Origin of the sequence: Acidovorax sp. DW039, from assembly GCF_037101375.1 — a bacterium.
Taxonomy (GTDB): domain Bacteria; phylum Pseudomonadota; class Gammaproteobacteria; order Burkholderiales; family Burkholderiaceae_C; genus Acidovorax.
Window position 1 is genome coordinate 295570 of the sequence record NZ_AP029020.1, and the last position, 21821, is coordinate 317390.

21 protein-coding genes and 3 pseudogenes are annotated in these 21821 nt (G+C 59.2%); 17 read left to right on the forward strand and 7 right to left on the reverse strand.

Annotated elements, in window-relative coordinates; translation table 11 throughout:
* The first annotated feature begins 41 nt into the window (after positions 1 to 41).
* Genes AACH87_RS23075 through maiA form a run of 4 tightly spaced genes read left to right on the forward strand, consistent with a single transcriptional unit; the run spans position 42 to position 3614 of the window.
* Positions 42 to 746, forward strand: coding sequence for a fumarylacetoacetate hydrolase family protein (locus tag AACH87_RS23075; protein ID WP_338799178.1), 705 nt, complete (start codon positions 42 to 44; stop codon positions 744 to 746).
* A 33-nt stretch (positions 747 to 779) separates the two neighbouring features.
* Complete coding sequence (locus AACH87_RS23080) at positions 780 to 1904, forward strand: cupin domain-containing protein (RefSeq protein ID WP_338799180.1); 1125 nt, start codon at positions 780 to 782, stop codon at positions 1902 to 1904.
* A gap of 55 nt (positions 1905 to 1959) precedes the next feature.
* Positions 1960 to 2961 carry a tripartite tricarboxylate transporter substrate binding protein gene (locus AACH87_RS23085; RefSeq protein ID WP_338799181.1) on the forward strand — a complete coding sequence of 334 codons (1002 nt, stop codon included), beginning with the start codon at positions 1960 to 1962 and terminating at the stop codon, positions 2959 to 2961.
* A 14-nt stretch (positions 2962 to 2975) separates the two neighbouring features.
* Positions 2976 to 3614, forward strand: coding sequence for a maleylacetoacetate isomerase (gene maiA / locus AACH87_RS23090; protein WP_338799182.1), 639 nt, complete (start codon positions 2976 to 2978; stop codon positions 3612 to 3614).
* A 73-nt stretch (positions 3615 to 3687) separates the two neighbouring features.
* On the opposite strand, the gene AACH87_RS23095 is transcribed toward maiA, so the two are convergent.
* Entirely contained in the window at positions 3688 to 4674 is a 987-nt protein-coding gene (locus AACH87_RS23095; RefSeq protein WP_338799183.1) for a 2Fe-2S iron-sulfur cluster-binding protein, read from the reverse strand.
* 135 nt (positions 4675 to 4809) lie between these two features.
* On the opposite strand from AACH87_RS23095, the gene AACH87_RS23100 reads away from it, so the two are divergent.
* Positions 4810 to 5739 carry a LysR family transcriptional regulator gene (locus AACH87_RS23100; protein ID WP_338799184.1) on the forward strand — a complete coding sequence of 310 codons (930 nt, stop codon included), beginning with the start codon at positions 4810 to 4812 and terminating at the stop codon, positions 5737 to 5739.
* Positions 5740 to 5838: 99 nt separating this feature from the next.
* Here AACH87_RS23100 and AACH87_RS23105 read toward each other — a convergent pair.
* Positions 5839 to 6032 (reverse strand): annotated as a pseudogene (locus AACH87_RS23105) (IS5/IS1182 family transposase); the annotation flags it as partial.
* A gap of 76 nt (positions 6033 to 6108) precedes the next feature.
* Complete coding sequence (locus AACH87_RS23110; protein ID WP_338799186.1) at positions 6109 to 7920, reverse strand: methyl-accepting chemotaxis protein; 1812 nt, start codon at positions 7918 to 7920, stop codon at positions 6109 to 6111.
* A 233-nt stretch (positions 7921 to 8153) separates the two neighbouring features.
* Here AACH87_RS23110 and AACH87_RS23115 point away from each other — a divergent pair.
* The 11 genes and pseudogenes from AACH87_RS23115 to AACH87_RS23165 all read left to right on the forward strand — a co-directional run bounded on the left by AACH87_RS23115 (position 8154) and on the right by AACH87_RS23165 (position 17195).
* A pseudogene (locus AACH87_RS23115) lies at positions 8154 to 8840 on the forward strand (IS5 family transposase).
* Positions 8841 to 9269: 429 nt separating this feature from the next.
* Positions 9270 to 9899: a PepSY-associated TM helix domain-containing protein gene (locus AACH87_RS23120; RefSeq protein WP_338799188.1), complete on the forward strand. Its 630-nt coding sequence runs from the start codon at positions 9270 to 9272 to the stop codon at positions 9897 to 9899.
* A 73-nt stretch (positions 9900 to 9972) separates the two neighbouring features.
* Positions 9973 to 10515, forward strand: coding sequence for a DUF2271 domain-containing protein (locus tag AACH87_RS23125; RefSeq protein ID WP_338799369.1), 543 nt, complete (start codon positions 9973 to 9975; stop codon positions 10513 to 10515).
* Between the two features lie 73 nt (positions 10516 to 10588).
* A complete protein-coding gene (locus AACH87_RS23130) occupies positions 10589 to 11401 on the forward strand; it encodes a DUF4198 domain-containing protein (RefSeq protein ID WP_338799191.1) in 813 nt (270 codons plus the stop codon).
* A 5-nt stretch (positions 11402 to 11406) separates the two neighbouring features.
* Positions 11407 to 12525, forward strand: coding sequence for an FAD:protein FMN transferase (locus AACH87_RS23135; protein WP_338799192.1), 1119 nt, complete (start codon positions 11407 to 11409; stop codon positions 12523 to 12525).
* 7 nt (positions 12526 to 12532) lie between these two features.
* Positions 12533 to 13918, forward strand: a complete 1386-nt coding sequence (locus AACH87_RS23140; protein ID WP_338799193.1) for a sulfite reductase subunit alpha — start codon at positions 12533 to 12535, stop codon at positions 13916 to 13918.
* A 238-nt stretch (positions 13919 to 14156) separates the two neighbouring features.
* Positions 14157 to 14568: pseudogene (locus AACH87_RS23145) on the forward strand (transposase); the annotation flags it as partial.
* 199 nt (positions 14569 to 14767) lie between these two features.
* Positions 14768 to 14998, forward strand: a complete 231-nt coding sequence (locus AACH87_RS23150) for a hypothetical protein (protein WP_338799194.1) — start codon at positions 14768 to 14770, stop codon at positions 14996 to 14998.
* Positions 14998 to 15507, forward strand: coding sequence for a helix-turn-helix domain-containing protein (locus AACH87_RS23155; RefSeq protein ID WP_338799195.1), 510 nt, complete (start codon positions 14998 to 15000; stop codon positions 15505 to 15507). The genes AACH87_RS23150 and AACH87_RS23155 overlap by 1 nt, the downstream gene beginning before the upstream one ends.
* Before the next feature lie 6 nt (positions 15508 to 15513).
* Positions 15514 to 16047 carry a DUF1817 domain-containing protein gene (locus AACH87_RS23160; RefSeq protein ID WP_338799196.1) on the forward strand — a complete coding sequence of 178 codons (534 nt, stop codon included), beginning with the start codon at positions 15514 to 15516 and terminating at the stop codon, positions 16045 to 16047.
* Positions 16044 to 17195: a site-specific integrase gene (locus AACH87_RS23165; protein WP_338799197.1), complete on the forward strand. Its 1152-nt coding sequence runs from the start codon at positions 16044 to 16046 to the stop codon at positions 17193 to 17195. Before AACH87_RS23160 ends, AACH87_RS23165 begins: the two co-directional genes overlap by 4 nt.
* A gap of 94 nt (positions 17196 to 17289) precedes the next feature.
* Here the strand turns inward: AACH87_RS23165 and AACH87_RS23170 are convergent, their stop codons facing one another.
* Positions 17290 to 18669 (reverse strand): HipA domain-containing protein, encoded by a 1380-nt coding sequence (locus tag AACH87_RS23170; RefSeq protein ID WP_338799198.1) that lies wholly within the window; start codon positions 18667 to 18669, stop codon positions 17290 to 17292.
* Positions 18659 to 19108: a helix-turn-helix domain-containing protein gene (locus tag AACH87_RS23175; protein WP_338799199.1), complete on the reverse strand. Its 450-nt coding sequence runs from the start codon at positions 19106 to 19108 to the stop codon at positions 18659 to 18661. Before AACH87_RS23175 ends, AACH87_RS23170 begins: the two co-directional genes overlap by 11 nt.
* 450 nt (positions 19109 to 19558) lie before the next feature.
* Between AACH87_RS23175 and AACH87_RS23180 the strand changes: the two genes are divergently transcribed.
* On the forward strand, positions 19559 to 19732 hold the full coding sequence (locus tag AACH87_RS23180) for a hypothetical protein (RefSeq protein ID WP_338799200.1): 174 nt from the start codon (positions 19559 to 19561) through the stop codon (positions 19730 to 19732).
* 289 nt (positions 19733 to 20021) lie between these two features.
* Here AACH87_RS23180 and AACH87_RS23185 read toward each other — a convergent pair whose 3' ends face one another.
* Together AACH87_RS23185 and AACH87_RS23190 are read right to left on the reverse strand one after the other, a co-directional pair.
* Positions 20022 to 20261, reverse strand: a complete 240-nt coding sequence (locus AACH87_RS23185; protein ID WP_338799201.1) for a hypothetical protein — start codon at positions 20259 to 20261, stop codon at positions 20022 to 20024.
* A gap of 459 nt (positions 20262 to 20720) precedes the next feature.
* On the reverse strand, positions 20721 to 21185 hold the full coding sequence (locus AACH87_RS23190) for a hypothetical protein (RefSeq protein ID WP_338799202.1): 465 nt from the start codon (positions 21183 to 21185) through the stop codon (positions 20721 to 20723).
* Positions 21186 to 21821 lie beyond the last annotated feature (636 nt).

Sequence of the window (21821 nt, forward strand, 5' to 3'; positions counted from 1 at the left end):
TTGCCCCTCCTGACCCACTCCCTTTGAAGAAAGAAACTGCGATGACCACCACCTACCTCTGGACCCCACCCCCCGTGTATTCGCTGCCCGTGCGGGGCCGCAGCGAACGCTTGCCCGTCCACCGCCTGTTCTTTGTTGGCCGCAACTACCACGCGCATGCGGTCGAGATGGGGCGGCCCGTGGACAAGTCGGTCGAAGTGCCGTTCTATTTCACCAAGGCGCCGTCCACACTGGTCGAGTCGGGCGCCACCGTGGCCTACCCGCCCGGCACGCAAAACTACCACCACGAAATGGAACTGGTGTTGGCCATTGGCGCGCCCGGTTTTCGGGTGAGCGAGGCCAATGCGCCTGGCCTCATCTACGGCTACGCCTGCGGTCTGGACATGACGCGCCGCGACCTGCAACTGGTGGCGCGGGATAAGGGCCGCCCGTGGGACCTGGGCAAGGATGTGGAGCAGTCGTCCGTGGTCTCCGAGATCGTGCCCATGCCGCAGGTGGTGCTGGGCCAGGGCAACCTGGAGCTTTCGGTCAATGGCACGGTGCGCCAGAAGTCCGACCTGTCCAAGCTGATCTGGAACATCCCCGAGCTGATTGCCGACCTGTCCAAGTTCTACCACCTGCAGCCGGGCGACCTGATCTTTACCGGCACCCCCGAGGGCGTAGGCCCCGTGTTGGCAGGCGACCGTATCGACGGCCACATTGAGGGCGTGGGCAGCATCGCGCTCCACGTTGGCCCGGCGGAATAAGAAAAAAAGCCACATCCAGGAGACAACCCCACCATGACCACCGACCTCACACCTTCCCCCGTGCGGCTGCATGCCGTTGCGGGCAAGGGCCAGCCCGAGCCGACGCCCGAACTGGAGCAGCTGTACCGGGGCTTTGAGCAAGAGCTGCTGGTGCCGCTCTGGACGCAGATTGGCGACCTGATGCCCCGCCAGCCCCAATCCAAGGCCGTGCCCCATCTGTGGCGCTGGGACCGCTTGAAGGCCCTGGCCGCACAGGCGGGCGCCATCGTGCCCGTGGGCCGTGGCGGGGAGCGCCGTGCGATTGCGCTGGCCAACCCGGCGCTGGGTGGGCGCCCGTTTGCCACGCCCACGCTGTGGGCCGCCATTCAGTACCTGATGCCCGGCGAAGACGCGCCCGAGCACCGGCACACGCAGCACGCGTTTCGTTTTGTGGTGGAAGGCGAGGGCGTGTGGACGGTGGTGAATGGTGACGCCGTGCGTATGTCGCGGGGGGACTTTCTGCCGCAAGCCGGCTGGAACTGGCATGCCCACCACAACGCTGCCACCGAGCCCATGGCCTGGATCGACGGCCTGGACATTCCGTTTTCGTACTACACCGAGAGCCAGTTTTTTGAAGTGGGGCGCGAGCAGCTTCCTCCCGCTGAGCGCACCACCGCCGAGCGTTCATATTCCGAAAGGCTATGGGGCCACCCGGGCCTGCGCCCGGTGTCGATGGTGCAGGCGCAGCCCGCCACGCCCCTGCTGGCCTACCGCTGGGTGGACACCGACCGCGCGTTGGCCGATCAGCTCGCGCTGGAAGACGAAGGCCAGCCGGGCACGCTGAGCCCCGGGCATGCGGCGGTGCGCTTTACCAACCCCACCACCGGAGCCGATGTGCTGCCCACCATGCGGACCGAAATGCACCGCGTGCGCGCGGGCGGTGCAACGCGGGTTCAGCGTGAGGTGGGGTCGTCGGTGTTCCAGGTGTTTGACGGCAGCGGCACCGTCACGGTGGGCGAGCGCACTTGGCAGGTGGCGCGCGGCGACTTGTTTGTGGTGCCGTCGTGGCAGCCGTTCTCGGCCCAGGCGTCGGCCGCGGGCGCAATCGACCTGTTCCGTTTCAGTGATGCGCCGATTTTTGAGGCGCTGCACAGCCACCGTGCGCAAGTCACTGTTTGATCCATCACTTACCAAGCCGGATACGGCTTTCATAAAACCAAGGAGACACCCCCCCATGCTGACCGCCATTCGTTCACAGTTTTTTAAACCCGCTCTGGCGTTTTGCGCGCTGGCCCTAGTGGCCGCCGCGAGCTTGCCCCGTGCCGTGGCGCAGACCTTCCCCGCCAAGCCCGTTCGCTCCGTTGCACCGTATTCACCCGGCAGCGGCCCCGATGCGGTGATGCGCATCCTCAGCGAGCGCCTGTCGCGCAACTGGGGACAGCAATTGGTCATCGACAACAAACCAGGGGCCAATGGTTTCATCGCTATCGGTGATGCCAAGCGCTCGGCGCCAGATGGCTACACGCTGCTGCAGGTGGACAATACGCACATGGCCTTGCAGCCGCATTTGTTCAAGCAATTGCCCTACGAGCCGACCAAAGATTTCGAGCCCGTCGCACCGGTGTATTTCACCAACTTCTTTGTGGTGGTGGCTGCAAATTCGCCGTGGAAGGATGTAGGTGACTTGATCAAGGCGGCCAAGGCTACTCCGGGCGACATTACTTACGGATCTTGGGGCATCGGCAGCGTAGCCCATGTGGGCGCGGCCATGCTCGAAGCAGCGACTGGCACGAAGATGATGCATGTGCCTTACAAAGACATGGGAAGTGTCTACACCTCGGTGGCCACGGGGGACATCAAGTGGGCGTTTGGCACGGCAGCGACGGCTGGGCCGATGTTCCAGGCCAAGAAGGTGAAGTTTCTGGCCCTGGCTGCGCCCCAGCGCCTGGCGGGCTTTACCGACATCCCGACCATGGGCGAAGCGGGCGGACCGGCCGGTTTTGAAGTGAAGACCTGGGTGGGCTTGTTTGCGCCGGCTGGCACGCCCAAGGCGGCCATCGAGAAGATCAATGCCGACGTAGGCAAAGTGCTGGCAACGCCAGAGGTCAAGGAGCGTCTTGCGACCTTTGGCTTTGAGCCGTACATCGGCCCTCCCGCGGAGCTTACCAAGGCCATCGAACGCGATTCGCGCACCTTCGGTGAAGTCGTCAAACGCGCCAAGATTGCCCTGGACTGAAACAGAGACCGAGCATGAAACTCTATTCCTTCTTTCGCAGCGGCACCTCTCACCGTTTGCGCATTGCACTCAACCTCAAGGGGCTGGCCTACGATCAGGTAGCGGTCGATTTACGGCGCGAGGAGCATCTGGGCGATGCCTTCAAGGCTATCAACCCGCAGCAGCTGGTGCCCGTGCTGGAGGTGCAAGAGCGCTTGATGATCCAGTCGCCCGCCATCATCGAATGGCTCGAAGAGCGCTATCCCAACCCGCCGCTGCTGCCCAGCGATGCCAGTGACCGCGCCCAGGTGCGCGCCCTGGCCGCCATCGTGGGTTGCGACATTCACCCCATCAACAACCGCCGCATTTTGGAGGCGCTGCGCCACCGCTTCAGTGCCGATGAGGCTGCTGTGAACGAATGGTGTGGAACTTGGATCAGCGCAGGCTTTGATGCCATTGAGGCGCTGCTGTCGAAGGACCCGCAGCGCGGTGATTTCTGCTTTGGTACCGCCCCCACGCTGGCCGATGTGTACCTGGTGCCGCAGGTGGAGAGTGCGCGCCGCTTCAAAGTAGACTTAGCACGCTGGCCGCTAATAATGGCAGTAGACGCGGCATGCGGGCAGTTGGACGCCTTTCGCAAAGCGGCGCCGAGCGCGCAACCCGATGCCAGCTAAGATCAAATGACAACGCGCAGTAAGGCAATTCTGAACAACTATCCGTGTGGCGAATGGTTAGCTGTGGCAAGCCTCAGTCGCCCTGCATATAGAAGGCCTCAGCATGAATATGGGAAGTCTCCATGCCTTTGCTCAGGGCCAGCAGCGTTGTTGTCTCAACCATAGCTGGTGAGCCGCACAGATAAGCATGCCAGCCATGCAGGCTGGCATGGTCCTGTTCGATAGCCTGGGTTACCAGGCCACGCCGCTGTGTTGCAGGGTCTGCGCCTGAAGCAACAACCACATGTACCTTGAGTGTAGGGTGCTGGCTCCGCAGCTCATCAAGCCATCCCAAGCCATACAGCTCGCGGGACGAGCGCACACCGACGTACAGATGGACGGGGTTACGCATGCCTTCGACCACCGTAGCGCGCACTACCGAGAGCGCCGACGCTAGCCCTGTTCCCCCGGCCACACAGAGTATCGGCCCCTTGTGCTGCTGGCGAAGGTAGGCTGCACCCAGAGGGCCGCTGACCTTGACCTTATCCCCAACCTTCAGTTGCTCGGCAATATAGTTGCTAACCCGGCCGCGGGGCATGAGCTGGATGTGGAATTCGAGCAGGTCCTCGCCCGGAAGACTCGCCATGGAATAGGGGCGCACATGCGTTGGCGTAAATGCAATATGCATGTACTGGCCCGGTGAGAACGCAATCGGTTTGGCCACTTTGATCCGCAGGCGCCGAATCTCCGCCGCTAAATGATCAATGGCTATGACCGTAGCCTTGGCTGAGCGCGCCTTATGGACTACGGCATCTTCGGGAGCCGGTACTTCAATGGTGCAAGGTGCCGTCAAATAGGTCTGGCAGGCCAGAACGGCACCGTCCATGCCGTCCAGCGGACGTTGCTGCTCACGCCCACCGTCAAGCACTTCGCCGCTAAGCACTCTGCACCGGCAGATGCCACAGCGACCTGATAGGCAGGAGTAGGACATTGGAACCTGCGCTGCGCGCAAAGCCTCAAGCAGATTCGTGCCGGGCTTGGCGCGGATCACGCGGTTAAGCGGTTGAACAAGAATGTCCATGGAAGGCGGCCTTTGAGGTCATATATAGCAAGCCACGCATACGAACGATGCGGGCAATTGCCTCGTCATTGTGCCGACGAACCAATGCCTGCAATACCATCAGCGCTTCGTATCACCTGATTTGATGGAACGGCGATGGAGCTATCAGATATAGACCTGAACCTGCTGGTGCTTTTTCAACAACTCATGGTCGAGCGGCGTGTATCCAAGGCCGCGGACAACCTTGGGCTCACGCAGTCGGCCGTCAGCAACGCGCTGGCCAAGATGCGCCGCATCTTTGACGACGAATTGTTCCTACGCACCTCTGGCGGCATGGTACCCACGCCCTTTGCTGAACAGCTCGCCGAACCCGTGGGCTACGCGCTGGGCATGATCTACAGCGGGCTGAACCAGCGGACGCAATTCACGCCCGCCACACTAAAACGCACCATCACCATGGGCATGACAGACATCGGTGAGATCGTCTTTCTACCAACCCTGCTGGAACGCTTGAGTCGTGAGGCTCCTGGTGTCACGCTGAACACAGTGCGTAACAATGCCACCAACCTACGGGAAGACATGGAGGCTGGTAAGGTGGACTTGGCCATCGGCCTGTTGCCGCAGCTAAAAGCGGGCTTTTTTCAAAGGCGTTTGTTCCGTCAACGGTATGTGTGCCTATTCCGAAAGGGGCACACACTGGACCGACCGAAACTGCTAATCACTGACTACAAGGCGGCGGAACATCTGGTGATCGTCTCTGCCGGGACCGGGCACGGGATTGTCGATGAGCTGATACGAAAGTCGGGAATTGATCGCATTGTGCGGCTAAGCGTGCCGCACTTCGTGAGCGTGGGCCATATTCTGCAAGGCACGGAACTCGTGGCCACGGTGCCTGAACGTCTGGCACAGAAGCTGGTGGAGCCTTTTGGCCTAGTGTCACGCACACATCCGGTGAAACTGCCCGAGGCACCCATCAGTATGTTCTGGCATGCAAAAGTACACCGCGAGCCGGTAAATCAGTGGCTGAGGGGCATGATATTCGAATTGTTTGGCGGGAGTAGCACCGGTGACATAGGTTCGCCGTGACCGCTGGTCCCCAAAAAGGGTAAAGCGTAAATTTAGGGCACTTGCTGAACAAGTAATCGAATTGGACGATCCGCTTAGTAAAGAGTCGAACCAGTGCTAACCGAAGTTCATTCGCAGTATGCATTCGAGCCCAATCGGTAGGCGCCCGTTACCGCACTTAGGTACTGAGGAGCGATCACGGCGCAAAGCTTATGCCACGATACGCTCTGTTCTATCACCGCCAGAAACGTATCACGTTTGGTCCAATAACGGTAGGGTTCGAATCCTTCGCGTAGATATGCGCCCCCCGCCAATGGGTTGTTGCTTCACTTTTCAGGTGCATCGATACATGCAAACATCCCGCCATCCTTGGATTTTTTCAGCGTTACCTTAAAAACTTTCCCATTCATCCTCCGCTCCACCGGAAGCCTTGGCTGCGGGCTTGGTCGCCCCCCCTGCCCCGGGTCTGAGCGCTGGCGCAGCCTTGGCCACCGGTGCCGACAGGCTGGCCGCTGGCTTGGATGCCGGGGTCTTGCCCAGCTTGGCTGCCGTCTGGCTGGTCTTGCCTGCCAAAGCACTCTTGGCGCTGTAAGCGGGGGCTGTAGTCCGGCTGATGCTGGGCGCGGGGGCTGCGCTGCGGTAGCTGGTGTCTTGTGCGAGCTTGAAGACGGCCACAGCGTTGACCAGTTCTCCGGCCTGACCATTGAGGCTGGCTGCAGCTGCGGCCATTTCTTCCACCAAGGCGGCGTTTTGCTGGGTAGCCTGGTCCATTTGCGTGACGGCTTCTCCCACTTGACCCACGCCCTGGCTTTGTTCGCTACTGGCGGCGCTGATCTCGCCCATGATGTCGGTGACGCGGCGGATGGCGGTGACGACTTCGGTCATGGTCTCACCGGCTTTGTCCACCAAGAGGCTGCCCTGCTCCACTCGCTCTACGCTGGCCATGATCAAGCTCTTGATTTCCTTGGCAGCCTCGGCACTGCGCCCTGCCAAGCTACGCACTTCACTAGCCACCACCGCAAAACCACGGCCTTGCTCGCCTGCACGGGCAGCTTCTACAGCGGCGTTCAGCGCCAGGATGTTGGTCTGGAAGGCGATGCCGTCGATGACGGTGATGATGTCGGCAATCTTGTTGCTGCTGGCGTTGATGCCTTTCATGGTCTCAACCACTTCGGCAACGACGGAGCCGCCTTGTTCTGCCACGCTGGAGGCGTTCATGGCCAGCTGGTTGGCGGTGCGGGCGTTGTCGGCGTTTTGGCGAACTGTGGAACTCAGTTCTTCCATGGAGGCTGCGGTTTCTTGCAATGCGCTGGCTTGATGCTCAGTACGAGCACTCAGATCGCCAGTTCCAGCCGACAGCTCTCGCGCAGCGGTAAATACAGAGTCTGCAGAGCCTCGGACTTGTGAGATCGTCCCGACCAACTGCGTTCGCATACGCTCCAACTGATACAAAAGACTGCTTTGGTCTGTCGCAGCCACAGGAACCGTTGTGGCGAGGTCCCCTGCAGCAATGTGCTGGGCAGCTTCGGCGGCAACTGCTGGATCACCCCCCAACTGCTTTTTGACGGACGCAACAAGCCACCAACCCAGTACGCATGCAGATATCAAAAAGAAGATGAAAATCACTACGAAGACATACACAGTCTGATTAACGGAATTGGCGACTCCTGTACTAACCCCTTGGGCGTGAGCTTCCTGCAGTTTCCCAGCTTCGAGAAATAAGTTTCTGATTTCAACGTGCAAGGGATCGGTTTTCTTGTTTAGTTCCTCCATGGCCCCATCTGCTCGCCCAGCATTAGCTTCAGAATAAAGGCGCCCAACCGATGAGGAGTATTCCGCCCACTTGGAGCGCAGCTTTCCACCAACAGCCTTGATTTCAGGAGTTAGCCCGTCCTTTTCCAGATAAGCAATCGCCTCTTCAATTACTTTGGTTGTTTTTCCGTTCAAGTCCAAAGTTTCAGCACGCGATTTCTCATCTGTTTTCAGAATATAGGGATACATGCGTCGGAAGTGGACCGCGGCTTGGCGTCCAGCATCCACCACAAGCCGCAGGGGAACGACGGTGTCGCCATACATACTGGACACAGCACTGGAAGCCCTGAGCAGTTGGGTTCCTCCCAAAGCCGACACAATGATCAGGCCAGAGATGCAGTAGATCAAAAGAAAACTGATCTTAAAAACAAGGCTTTTCCCTGCAAACATACAAGTCCCCTTCCTTTTCTCATCGATCTGGGCTCAGTTTCAGCGGAGTATGCAACACAATCAATATATTAAAAATATAGCATTTGGATGAGATTTTTATTCGTCGTTGCACTAGAAAAGATCACCTGTACGTAACTCGTATCAGGCAACTAGAGCGTGTAATGAACTTTGTTCCGTGATTACGGAACCGAGGGGAGAGTCTGTAGAGACCCCGCAAGCCTGACTTGACCTTGATGGATCAGCACGCGCCCCAGCGCAAGCATGATCTGCGCGAGTGTTCAACGCGCTGCGTTGGCTGGTGCGCGCGGGAGCACCCTGGCGGATGCTGCCCAACGATCTGCCGCCTTGGGAAGCGGTCTACCAGCAAAGCAGGCGCTGGCTTGACGCGGGCTGCTTCGAGGCGACGGTGTCGGATCTGCGCTCCATCATTCGCATAGCACAAGGGCGCCAGGGCCAGCCCAGCGCAGTAGTGATGGATGGGCGCACGCTGCAATCTAGTTGCGAGAGCGGTCCACGTGCAGCCTACGACGGACACAAACGCAAGCGCGGCAGCAAGGTGCACATGGCCGTGGACACGCTGGGCCACTTGCTGGCAGTGCATGTCACGCCTGCAGACGAACAGGAACGTGCGCAGGTGCAGCGCCTGTGCGAAGAATACAGCAGGCCACGCGCCGCACGGTACAACTGGCCTGGGCAGATAAAGGCTATACGAGTGAACCTGCCCGAAGCAAGGAAAGCTTTGTACAGCTGCCGCGTCGCTGGGCGGTGGAGAGAAGCTTTGGCTGGCTGCCGAGGTTTCGCAGGCTCTCCAGGGACTACAAGCGACTACCCGAGGTGCTGGGTGGGCTGCATTTCCTGGTGGTTGCGGTGCTCATGCGGCACGCTACCGCACGATACTCGCTGTAGCGGGAAGTTCATAACACGCGCTGGACGAGCACTCGCGATCTCACCCCGCTACCACGTATACATCTCGTCGGCGATCAGGGCCGCAGGGCACTGCTGAGCAATGCTGCCCACTGTGAGCCTGATGTACTCGGTAGCTTCTAGCCCGCCTTAAAGTCCATTTCCGCCATCGCACCCATCTTTGCAATTTGCATATCCGATCAAAAGGGCTCCTTAGTCATCACGATCATTGCCAAGCAAGTGGGCAGGAGTGAAAAACTGATCTGTACGCCAATTAGTTTCTTTAAATTTGTGGGAGCGAGGCTAAAAAGCATTGCTAGTTGTGATCATTGATTGTTTGTAAAGTTTTTGCAAACGCGAATCATTGCTATTACCAAAGAATAAAATCGCTTGCTTGAGATGCAACGCCGATTTCGTGAGGTGGTTGCAAGAGCTTTTCCCTTTGCATGACCCCACCCTCAGACCATCGCCGACGCTCCTTCTGGCTCAAGACATTGCACGAGTGGCACTGGGTCAGCTCGGCCATCTGTCTGCTGGGCATGCTGCTGTTTGCCATCACTGGCATCACGCTCAACCATGCCGGACAGATTGAGTCCAAGCCAGACGTGACGCGTTCGCACGCCCAGGTCCCAGAGGCCTTGTTGCAGGGGCTGGCTGCAAGGGCTGAAGACACCAAACGGTCGCCCGTACCGCCTGAACTGGCGCATTGGGCGCAACAGCAATGGGGCCTGTCGCTACAGGGGCGGGAGGCCGAGTGGGCGCCGGAAGAAATCTACGTGTCGATGCCACGCCCAGGCGGTGATGCCTGGCTGCGCGTGGGCCTGCAGGATGGTGAGGCGGAGTACGAGCACACAGACCGTGGCTGGGTGGCGTATTTCAACGATCTGCACAAAGGCCGTAGCACAGGGGCTGCGTGGAACTGGTTCATCGACCTGTTTGCGGTGGCTTGTCTGGTGTTCTCCATCACCGGGCTTTTCATTTTGAAGATGCATGCGGGCAACCGCCCCTGGACCTGGCCTTTGGTCGGTCTCGGGCTGGTGCTGCCAGCCCTGCTCGCACTGCTTTTGATCCATTGATTCCTCTTGGATCCCCTCTTGGTCCCTTTTTGATTTCTGACTGATCCGTTTGAAGAAAGACCTGTCTATGTCAATGTGTTTCTCATCGCGCCCGTCTGCCCGGCTGCGCTACACCGTGGCGCTGGGCGCATGCCTGGGGGCACCTGCCTTTGCTGCAGGGCTGGGCGTAGGGGTGGAAATCCCCCGCCTGCAGGTGGCTGAATACCACCGCCCCTACGTGGCCATCTGGTTGGAGCGGGCTGACAACACCGTCGCCTCCACCTTGTCGGTCTGGTATGACGTGCGGCTCAAGAACGCCGAGGGCTCGGGAACCAAGTGGCTCAAGGACATGCGCCAATGGTGGCGTCGCACGGGGCGAGACCTTGAAATGCCCATCGACGGGGTGACCAGCCCGACCCGGCCGGCAGGCAAGCACCAGTTGCAGTTCACCGAAGGCAAGAACCCCTTTACTGCGCTGCCCGCAGGCAACTACAAGCTGGTGGTGGAGGCCGCACGCGAAGTGGGGGGGCGCGAGGTCGTTTCCGTGCCTTTCACCTGGCCTGTGGCCAAGGCCCAGCAATTGCGCGCTGCAGGCAGCAGCGAGCTGGGCGAGATCACGCTCGATCTCAAGCCCTGACGGGCGGCAGGCCCTGTGCAAATTTTCCTAACCGACAGTTCCAACTGACTGTCCGCTCACTCGGAGTTAACTGATGCAATTTCCTGTTCGTTTCGCACGCTTTGCCGCAGGCGCGGCCCTTTTGGCGGGTCTGACATCCGTGGCCCAGGCCCACAACATATGGCTGCTGCCCTCCAGCACGGTACTTTCCAAGGCTGAATGGATCACAGTGGATGCCGCAGTCTCCAACGACCTGTTCTTCTTCAATCACGTCCCCCTGGGGCTGGACAATCTGGTCGTGACAGCCCCTGACGGCTCCACCGTGGCCCCGGAGAACACCCTGCGTGGCAAGCTGCGCAGTGTGTTTGACCTTAACCTGACCCAGCCGGGCACTTACCGCCTGGCCGTAGTCAACGGGGGACTTATGGCCACCTACAAAGACAAGAACGGCCAGCCGCGCCGCTGGCGTGGAACCCCCGAGAAATTTGCCGCCGAAGTACCTGCCGATGCGCAGGACTTGAAGGTTATCCAGTCGGCCAATCGCGTAGAGACCTACGTCACGGTGGGTAAGCCCAGTGCCGTCAAGCCCACCGGCAAGGGTCTGGAGCTGGTGCCCGTGACCCACCCCAATGACCTGGTCAAGGGTGAGAAGGCCACCTTTGCCTTCCAGGTGGACGGCAAGCCTGCGGCGAATGTGGAGGTAACGCTGGTGGCGGGCAGTTCGCGCTACCGCGACAAGCTGGGTGAGATCAAGGTCAGTACCGATGCGCAGGGCCAGTTCAGCATCACCTGGCCCGCAGCAGGCATGTACTGGGTGGATGCCGATGTGAATGATGACAAGACCTCCGTTCCCCAGGCCAAGGAGCGACGTCTGTCGTACGTAGGCACGCTCGAAGTCTTGCCTTGAGGCTGATGTACCACCGCTCTGCGCCCCCGGTGCGCGTGCGCTTTGGTGCGGGCTGCAACCTTGGTGGGCTTTGCCCGCCAGCTCCCACAGCGACCTCCCCCCAGCCACAGGGCGCAGGGTGGAGCGCTTCCGCCCTAGCTGCACCGGTGCTGCGCGCTCGTGACCCGACGGTCCTGCACACGCTGGCAGGCGAAACCATGGGGACCACCTGGTCGGTGCGGCTGGCCAATCCGGCCTTTGCTCCGCTGGAGCCGGTGCAGCAGGCCGTGCAGGCTGCGCTGGACAGGGTGGTGCAGCAAATGAGCCATTGGGACGCTGCCTCAGACCTCTCGTGCTTCAACAGCGCCGCGGCGGGCTCATGGCACACCCTGGCCCCGGAGTTTGCGCAGGTGATGGCCTGTGCCATGCACTGGTGGCAGGCCAGCGGTGGCGCGTGGGACCCGACCGTCGGGCCGCTGGTGCAGGCCTGGGGTTTTGGCCCCGCCTCGCGCAGCAGGGCAACGTCTGGTGAGGAATGGTTGCCGCCCAGTCCGCACGTGTTGCAGGCGGCGCTGGGGCGGGTGGGGTTTGACCGTCTGCAGTTGCGCTTGGCTGAGTGCCAGATGCACCAGCCCGGTGGCGTGCAGCTGGACCTGAGTGGGATTGCCAAGGGCTTTGGCGTGGATGAGGTGGCCCGCACACTGCATGCGCTGGGCTTCAGTGCCTTTTTGGTGGAAGTGGGCGGCGAGTTGCGTGCCCACGGTCAGCGGCCCGACGGCCACCCCTGGCGCGTGCAGGTGGCGGCGGTACCCGGACACACCGGGGCACCCCTGGTGCTGCGCCTGCAGGAGATGGCGGTTGCCACCTCGGGCGACCACTGGCATGCCTTTGAGCACGGAGGCAGGCGCTATTCCCACACGCTGGATCCACGCACCGCAGAGCCTGTCGCCCATGCACTGAGCAGCGTGACAGTGCTGCACCCCGACTGCATGCAGGCCGACGCTCTGGCCACGGTGCTGACCGTGCTGGGCCCTCAGGAAGGCCTCACGTTTGCGCAGGACCACGGCATTGCGGCCCTGCTGTGCGAACGCACGGCACACGGCCCGCTGCTCCACGCCAGTGCTGCGTGGGAACAGAAGGACTGACCCCTTGATGACAGGATGGAACCCCACAGCCACGCGGTGGCTGCTTGCTGGTGCGCTGGTGGTGGGCTACGCAGCGCTGTGTTTCGCCATCTGGTGGCGCGAGCGCGCAAAGCGCCAACGGGCTGCGGCAGAAGCAGCCGCCTTGGCCGCCGCGCGGCAAGGGGTGGATGCCTTGCTGGTCGTCTATGCCAGCCAAACCGGGCAGGCCCAGGAAATAGCGCTGGAGACGGCCCGCCAGCTGCATGCGGCGGGCGAACCTGTGCGCATCTGCCCCATGCATGAACTGACGCCCGATGCCTTGCAGGCCGCCCGGCATGTGCTGTGGGTGCTGAGCACCTGCGGCGAAGGCGACCCGCCCGACCATGCCGCCCGCTTTGCCAGCGAGGTCATGGCGCGCGCGCTGGATCTTTCCCGTCTGCGCTATGGCCTGCTGTCGCTTGGGGACCGGCAGTACACCCATTTCTGCGGCTTTGGCCGCAGCGTGGACGCATGGCTGCAGCGTTGCGGTGCCACGCAGTCATTTGTGCCAGTGGAAATGGACAATGGAGACCCCCAGGCGCTGCAGCAGTGGCAGGCCAGCCTGGCCCAGGTGGCCCACGTCAGCGACCTGTCGGCCTGGCGGGCTCCGGAGTTCGAAAACTGGACCTTGAGCCACCGCCTGCATCTGAACCCCGGCAGCGCTGGCTCACCGGTGTTTCACATCGAACTGGCCCCACCTGAGGGGGCCGCTGGGCCGCTGGCGTGGGAGTCAGGTGACCTGGTTCAGGTGCGACCGCCGCAGGAGCCGGACCGTCCGCGTGAATACTCCATTGCCTCGGTGGCCAGCGACGGGCGCGTTCATCTGCTGGTGCGCCAGCTGCTGCGGCCCGATGGCACGCAGGGCGTGGCCTCCACCTGGCTCACGCACGGTGCCCCCTTGGGCTCGGCAGTGGCCTTGCGGCTGCGCCCGCACAGCAATTTCCGGCTGGAAGAGAATGCCCGCCGCCCCCTGATCCTGATCGGCAACGGCACGGGCCTGGCCGGGCTGCGTGGACACCTGCGCGCTCGCCAGGCCCTCCAGGCAGGGCCCAACTGGCTGATTTGGGGCGAGCGCAATGCCGCGTTGGACTTCCACTATCAGCACGAGCTGAAAGCCTGGCTGCAGCAGGGGCACCTGCAGCGGCTGGACGCCGTGTTCTCCCGCGACCAGCCCCACCGCGTGTATGTGCAGCATGTGTTGCGTGATGAGGCCGACACCGTGCGCGCCTGGGTTGCCCAAGGGGCCGCGCTGTACGTATGCGGTAGCCTGCAGGGCATGGCGCAAGAGGTGGACCAGATGCTGCGCCTCATCCTGGGTGCGCAGCCACTGGACGACCTGCTGCGGCAAGGGCGATATCGGCGTGACGTGTATTGAAAACAAATTCGTGAACTCCGAAGGACAGTTTTACCGAAAGCTTCAATCACCACACAAATCTGATTAGTGCACGACAAGTCAACTGGTGACTGTTCCGAAATCAAGGCTTGATGTACTCATTTAAAAAACATGGATGTGAGATTCTGAGAGTCTGTTTACTATCTTTGTTTGGCGAAAAGAATGCCGTACCAAAGCGAGATAAGCAGATAGAAGTTCGCTGAAATTGAGCCACTGCTGCGCAGGGAGTGCGCTTGCTGGAATCCACATTGCGGTGGACACTGATAGAGCTTAGGCAGGCTATTGCGGTAACCACGGCAGAGGTGACGGACCGCCAAAAACGCTGCATGCATTGCAGCGCTGTAGATAGGCTTTGAGCCAAGTGCAAGTCTTGCTGGGTGACAGCGGCTATGTGGGCAAGCCATTCGCCAGAGGCGCTCAAGACATTCTGGGTGCGCACGTCACCGTACAGATCCCTAAACGCACTGAGCCGCATAACTTCACAAGCTGATGTCCAAGCGTTGGGGGGTGTAGCGCAGCTTTGCCTGGCTGGACAAGAACAGCGGTTGTGGAAGAAACTGCGAGAGGTCGCTTAACACCAGCTTACAGTTGATCGCTTGGCGTTCTTGGCGCTGCTGCCCAAAAGATTTTGAACAGGTTCCAAGATACAAGATTTAGAGCATGCAGATACAGTGACAGCGATTTCAACGGGCTTTCGCGTGCTGACATCATCAGGACACTGGCGGCAGGCGCCAGACATTCGGCACCCCGATCGGAAATGCCGACCATCTTGCCTGTAACAAAGCCAAGGCATGGCGCTACGACATCGCTCCTGCACATAAGATCACGTCCATGGTCTTTGCCACAAAACCTGAGAGCGAACTCGCAGAAAGAAAGCTGACGCTGAACATTGCAGACTCCGTTCCTGTAGCCACATGGCACATAGCCCTGGTCTTGGCACAGGGCTATGTGCACCGGCTGGGTCACTCGGACGGATTCAGCGCTGATTTCTCGCCTTGCATTACCCAGCTCCAGTCGCATGTGGATCTGGCTTCCCAGCGTATCCAGCGACTGGCCAAGTGATGAACGCTGCCCCTGCCACCACCCCCATGAATGCAGCCACGTCGCGGGCTGGCGGCTTCATGGCAGAGCGCCTGCGTGCCAAGGGCTGGTCGATTCGGGACGCCGCGCAATACCTGGGGGTCTCGCGCCAGAGGCTGTACACCGTGTTTGATGACCCAGGCCGCGCCAGGCTGTGGGAGTGCGCCATCGCCGGAATGCCTGTGTGCACTGCTCAGATCAAGGAAGAGTTGCGTGCTTCACGCAAGGCCAGCGCCCAAGCCAAGCCAAAGCACGTAGCGCCCCCCAGCGAGCACCCCCCCGAGTTTGAGCCAGGCGATAAGGTCATCGCCATCAGGTCATCCGGTCTCGCAGACGAGGATGAGGAGGCGCTGATCGTGAGCGTGAGGGGAACCAAGAAGGCTGGGGACCTTGCCATTTTGGTGCAAGGTCCTTCGGGCGAAGACTGGCTCCCAGAAAAAGACTTCCACCATTACTTCTCGTCCACCGGCCTGAACACTTACCGTCCATAACAGCCCATGAGCGACGACCGCAAAATCATTTTCCTGCGCACTGACGCAGACGGCTTGGCTAACTCCACAGGGGAGGTCCTTGTTGTGCTGGAGCTGTCCAGGCGCGAGATCGAAACCGGCAACATCGCCAGCGCTTTGGAGCGACTGATGGTGATGACAGACACCAAGCAAAACGCCCTGCGCTTTCAGGAATGCCTGCTTCTCAACGTCACCGGCTACGACGATGATCCCCGTGAACTGGCCGAGGTCCCAGAGGTCAGACGCTTCATGGGAGCCCTGATTCAGCAGTGGCCGCACTGGATGTGGTTCCTGGCCAGGGACTCTGGCGCCATTCCGCTGCTCATGAGCTTGCTTTGTAAGGTACAGATCACCCGCATTGATGACATGGTGGGCATGGCCATCCTTGACAGAGAAGAGCTGAACGCGAAGATGAATGATCTGCTGGAGCGTGGCGAGGCGATGTTCAGGGCATTCGAGATCAGCACAGCCCTCTCCCAGGCGTCAGCCATCAGTGCCCGAGCTGAGCTGAACATGCCATGAACGACCTGACCCCTTACCACCATCCGATTAGGCCCCGTTCTGACGATGCCGCGTTGACGCTGATCACGCGGTACATCACCGACGATCTGGCAGCGATACGGGCCTTTTTGGACACCTACTCCAACAAGTCACGCCACACGACCCGCTCCTACGAAAAAGAGTGCTACCGCTTCCTGGTGTGGCTGCGCGCCAGGCAATCACCCGAGCCAGACTTGTTGCCCGAGGTGCAGCCGCAGGACATCAACGACTACCTGCAGTTTCTGAGAAGGCCCCGTCCCTTTGATGAGGAGTATCTACTCTCGCAGGGCTGGGACCATCAGCCGTTCAGAAAACCGCTGTCCGAAGAGTCCATCAAGCACACCGTCACGGTGCTGTTTCGGATGTACACGGCCATGCGAGAGCTTCGCCGCTCGCGCGATGTTCCCTACGCCATGTTCAATCCGGTCAAGCTCGCCCACGATGGCATCGCTGGCACCACGCAGGACGAAGATATCGAGCAAGCCCTGACAGATCAGGAGTGGGATGCAGTGCAGCGCGCAGTAGAGGCCCTGCCGCGCGACACCGAGCGTAATCAAAAGCACTACCACCGGGCCCGCTGGCTCACCCAGCTGCTTTACCGTGCCTACCTGCGGCGCGAAGAAGCGGCGCTTTTGACGATGGGGTGTTTCCAAGCGAGTCAAGACGGGTGGAACATCAAGTTTGTGGGCAAGGGCAACAAGAGGGCGAACATCGTTGCCACGGCCAAGCTCATGGACGAGCTGCGCCTGTACCGCACCTCACTGGGACTGCCCCCACTTCCAGCATACGGAGAGACCACTCCTGCCATTCTGGCTGTCACCGGCAAGGGAAAAGGTGTCAGCCACCAAGCCATCTATCTGATCTGCAAAGAAATCTTCGCAGCAGCAGCCGACCTGATAGAGCCAGAGGATGCGGCGGCAGCTGAGAGGCTGCGAAGGGCATCACCACACTGGATGCGGCATACCGGTGTTTCGCACTCAATGGAGGCGGGTGTGGACCCTCGTTACGTCCAAGCTCAAGCACGGCACTCCAGTCTGAAAGTGACCGCTGTTTACGACCACAAGAAGCGTCGGGCTTGGAGAAACGCCCTCGAAGTGTCTACCGCCAAAGAGAAGCCGGTCGGGGAATAAAAAAAGGGATCTGTCACCATATCATGCTGATGGCTGTGATGCGAAACCGTGCCCAGTCGCGATTTCCAAGGGTTCGAGAACGCTCTCAAGAACTTTAGCGCCGGAAACCCCGTAGCGTATTTTCGAGCTCTGGAGATGCAATTTGGTCCAACCTCCGAATAGCCCCCTCGAGGTATGCCATGTCCTTTTGAGAGGCACCAAACTTCTCGAAAAATGGCTTCCACGCACGAGCCACCAGCCACACCTCGTGCAGCGCCTTCAGCGCTTCCATCCTGCTCGAAAAGTATACCGCCCAGTGGGTCATGAGGTTGTCCAGGGTGGCTAGCCTACCCCTTTCCCCAACCTCCAAGTGCAGCATCCGTTCCTGGGCAACAACGCTCATAGGGAGTACGTCATAGAGCGGGCTGAGCGTCCATCCTTTGGCTGCGACCTGGTACAGGAATCCATGATTACGCAAGTGGTCATCAGTGTTAGTGACGAAGATGTTGAGAGCCTGACGCTTAAACAGCTCACGCAAGTCGCGCGCAAGGTACCTGGGGAGCGCGCGGGCACGCATTTGCTCAGCCAAGGCCTTGTAGGAGCTACGTATTGCGTCATGTTCATCGATGCCCATGAGTGTGAGTGCCGAGCAAAACCCTATGCGGCCTTCAATAGACTCCAGACTAGGTCCCTTCAACGGCTCCCAACTCTCTTTGTCGGGGTCAGGAACGACCCCAGGCTCTGCCCAGTAGCGGTCGAATCGCCGGATGAACAGTACCTTGGTATCGCATACCTGCTTGACCTCTATGGGAGGCACACGAAGTCCCGCGGCACGCGCAAGCTCCATTGCACCAGCTTCGAGGACAGCGTTACAGGCGCGGTCTGATTTGGATGGGAACTTGGCGAGCCAGAGAACACCGTCATCGGTGCGCACGGAAGCTTTAGGACGCGCGCCGCCGGCGCTCCCAAGGCTTCCGAAGTATATGGCGAGGTCCTCCCCGACGGGTTCCTCATTCTCGATGCGGTCTGCCGCCTCCAGAAGGCGCGTCAGGTCCATCTCGGCAGACACCGGGGCCGTAGCCTCGGAGTCTCGCGCGAGGCGCACATCCAAGGCACCCACCCGGTCTGAGCCCGCTTCCAAGAGATAGGCCACTTCCGGCAACTTGTTTACAGTTACTTTGAGCTTATTCTCAATGACCCTACGCCCCCAGGCATCAGGGGCAGCGTCGCGGATACCCCCGAACTCCGTGAGTCCAGCCAAGACGAAGCGCTTGGCCCCACCTTCCTCATCCTTCAGTGGCAAGGCGACGGGGTCCACCTCGACTGCGTAGGGGCGCTGCACATAGCGCTTGCCGTAGACGAATACCGGCTGCATGGTGTTGGCACCCTCCAGCGAACCCGCTGGTACGAAGCCAGCGCCATGCTCATCCGCCACGTATGCGAACACAAAAACGTCACTGGGAGGACGGGCGTAGGGGTTACGGTCAAAAGTCATATGGGTCTTTTTCAACCTTGCGCATGGCGGTCATTTCGGTAGATTGCCCAGCATCAGACCTAAAGGTCGCTGTGGACCCACTTTTGTTACCAAAAGTGGAGACTGCGATCTTGCGTCTGGCGCTTGCATTCGACTTGTAGACGCGCTGGATGAGGGGAGCCTCATTGAAAACACGCACCGCCGCCGACTTGTCTGTCAGTAAGCCAACCAGGGTCAGCTCGGGCTCTAGGGCATGTAAGTAGCGCAGGACCTGCGAGAGCGTTCGGCTTTCGTCCCCCTTCTCCAGTAGCACCGCGGTGGACCTAGAAACACCTGCGCGCGCTGCCGCCTCACTCTGGGTCATGCTGCGCGCAATGCGCAGTTTGCGGAGATGGGCGCCAATCTGCTCTGCCTCTTTCAGGCGGACATCAGGCGTGCGGAGTGATTCGTCGTACTTCATAGATATCCCGCAAAGGTAGAACCCCGTTGCTGCAAGGTGGCAGAAACCGGCCGGGCTTTGACGTTGCGTTGGGCAGATGGCAGCGTCTGCAATTACAGTCCTTGTTCGGAACAAAGGCTGTGATTGCAGACATATTTTCACCAAAACCCGATGATAGTCAAACTCATGCCAGGATCTTTAATGTCGCTAATAACAATCACTAAGTAGCTCGCAGACTGCGATTGGCGACATAGTTTTCATTGTTTATGTGGATCTGCCCCAGTCCTAGCGACATAGCTGATACCGCAACAATGGAGCGTTTACGGACGAAGATGGGCTGGAGTGTTTTGACGCGGGTATGGCTCACGCTGCTGCAGTAACCGAAATCAGCTGCTCCTTCGAGGAGGGCGGATGCTGGACACTGGCGGCAGTGGCGCACAGGTTGTTCTCTGAAATAGGTAACCGGTTGGAGTGCACTACCAAGCTGAAAACTTCATGCATGCCTGGGCGGCGTTAGATGACATCGGCGACCCTAGCATCAAGCTGAACGATCGTGAGGAGATGCTCATTGCGGACAGGAACGCAATGGAGTGGCTTGCAGCCGAACACGGAAATGAGTTAACCGGCTTTTACAACGACCACTAGAACATGGAGCTTAAAGAGGTAAGCCCGCACCTAAAGGCTCGACTTGAGGTCTAGCCGAAAGTGTGCAGCTTGTGCCCACGTTTGATCAGGTAGGCCATCACATTCACAAAGCGTCTCCTCGCCACCTCCAGGTCTGCGAAGAGTTCCTGACGACGACCATGCCTGCGGCTGCTCTGTCCATACCAGTGCCGATTGATGACGCATCCCTCAAAGAGGTTCACATCCAGCGAGAGGATGCAGAGTCTGTGGCCACGAACGAACACCTGCTGCATGATCTGGCTCGCAGCGATCAGTCCTTGGGGGCTGCCTTCGCGGCACCGCGTGAGCGTCGGCGCACTGCGTCAATGGCGACATCCGCACTGGTAGCTGCCTTGATGTTCTCGTGGAACTCGGGCACGTAGGACCAGCCCAGCACACAGTTGGGGTAGGCAGCCACTGGCGAGCCACGCTCATCAATGATGATCTCCATCCCGCCTTGCTCCAGGATTTGCCCGTAGGTCACCGTGGTGCTGGGCTGCAGGAATCGCATCAAGCCCTATGGCCTCCAAGTAGCGCGTGGAACTGCCAGCGAGCAGCTCGATGTACTGGCCCTCATGCTTGCCAGACCACTTGCGCACTGCAATGGCCACCCTGGTTTTCATAGGGGGAATACCCACCTTGTATTCAAATGACAGTGACGGTTTTGGGGCCCTCGGTTTTTCTCTAGACGTTGCCATATTTATTTTCCCAAGAATCGGGCGAAACTGCGAACGCCCTTACCCACTTTGTTATTCGAGGGGCTGAGCAGAGGAGACGGAATCTACTGGCGCGGAGATGTCGGCCACACGAGGTTTTTTGAGAGCCGATTCGGATTTGGCATGTGTCTGCACTGCAATACATTGCAAACGGAGCATCAGAGTGCGCGGGCTGGGCACTCTCAAATTACTTGCGCATACCCGAAGAAACGACCGCGCCCATCTGGTTGATGGCTGCCTTCAATGCGAAAGAACTATTGTCCAAATGCAATCCCAAATTGGTAAGACCGCTTAACCGCTAAGCGCCCATACGCGCTGGGGTTGCTTTGAGCACACTGAACAATATGGAAGGGCACCCATCCGCAAAATTTTTTATTTGCAGGTTTCATATTCACATTGCACTCAACAGTGAATCGCTTGCGTAGTTCTTCGCGCAACGATTCATCTTGAAATTGAGAAACGGGCAGCTCAGTCACCAGCAGGTCAATTTTCTTTTTACAAATCAACAGCAAGCCTGCGTGGAACAGTACCTTATATGAATCTGCTTTTTGGTATTCAGTGTGCAGTGAGCGTTCCCACATTTCGGCGTGATCAGTGGATACCCTGCCACCACTCTTGGCCACATTCACATGCAGGGAGTCATCTTGCTTTTTCCCGTCAAAATGGCTACCAAAATGCGCTTTGGGTGCAACACCCGTTGGGTGAATGACGGTTGTCACCTCATCCTCTGATATGCAAAATCCGGTTTTGAGATTTTAATATACGATATTTTTCCATACAAAATAAACTGTTGCAGTTATTTAAACAAATCGCCAATGCTTGCATATTTGTTGCATCGAAAGTGGCGTTTGTGCGACTTTTGTCGCCCCCCAGCATCCCTTGATCATCTCCCAAGTAGGCCTATTCTGTCTCCCTACGCTCAGCACGTCTATGGCGGTTGGCGAAGGAGGAGGGAGATATGGTATCTCTGTCAGTTCAACTGCGAGCAAGATGAAGAACAAGCGCAATCATCCTATTAGGATGAAATTATAGGGGTACTTTCATCCTGAAGAGCTGTAGACATCCGTCCTCCTTGTACAAGTCTATTGCACTGACTACATCCTATTAGGATGAATAGGCACGGTACTTTCATCCTGACCTCATTGCGGGCATCATTCGTTATCGAAGTGCTCCGCAAGAGCCAAAACGGTGGTCTAGTCGGATGAATTTGACCGGTACTTACATCCTAATAGGATGAAGCACTTTTTCACAATCCCCTGAAAGCTATCTGCTACATCCTATTAGGATGAATATATAGGGTACTTTCATCCCGGAAAACTTGCTGTTTTGAGCAAATCCCGCCAGGATGCATGTAC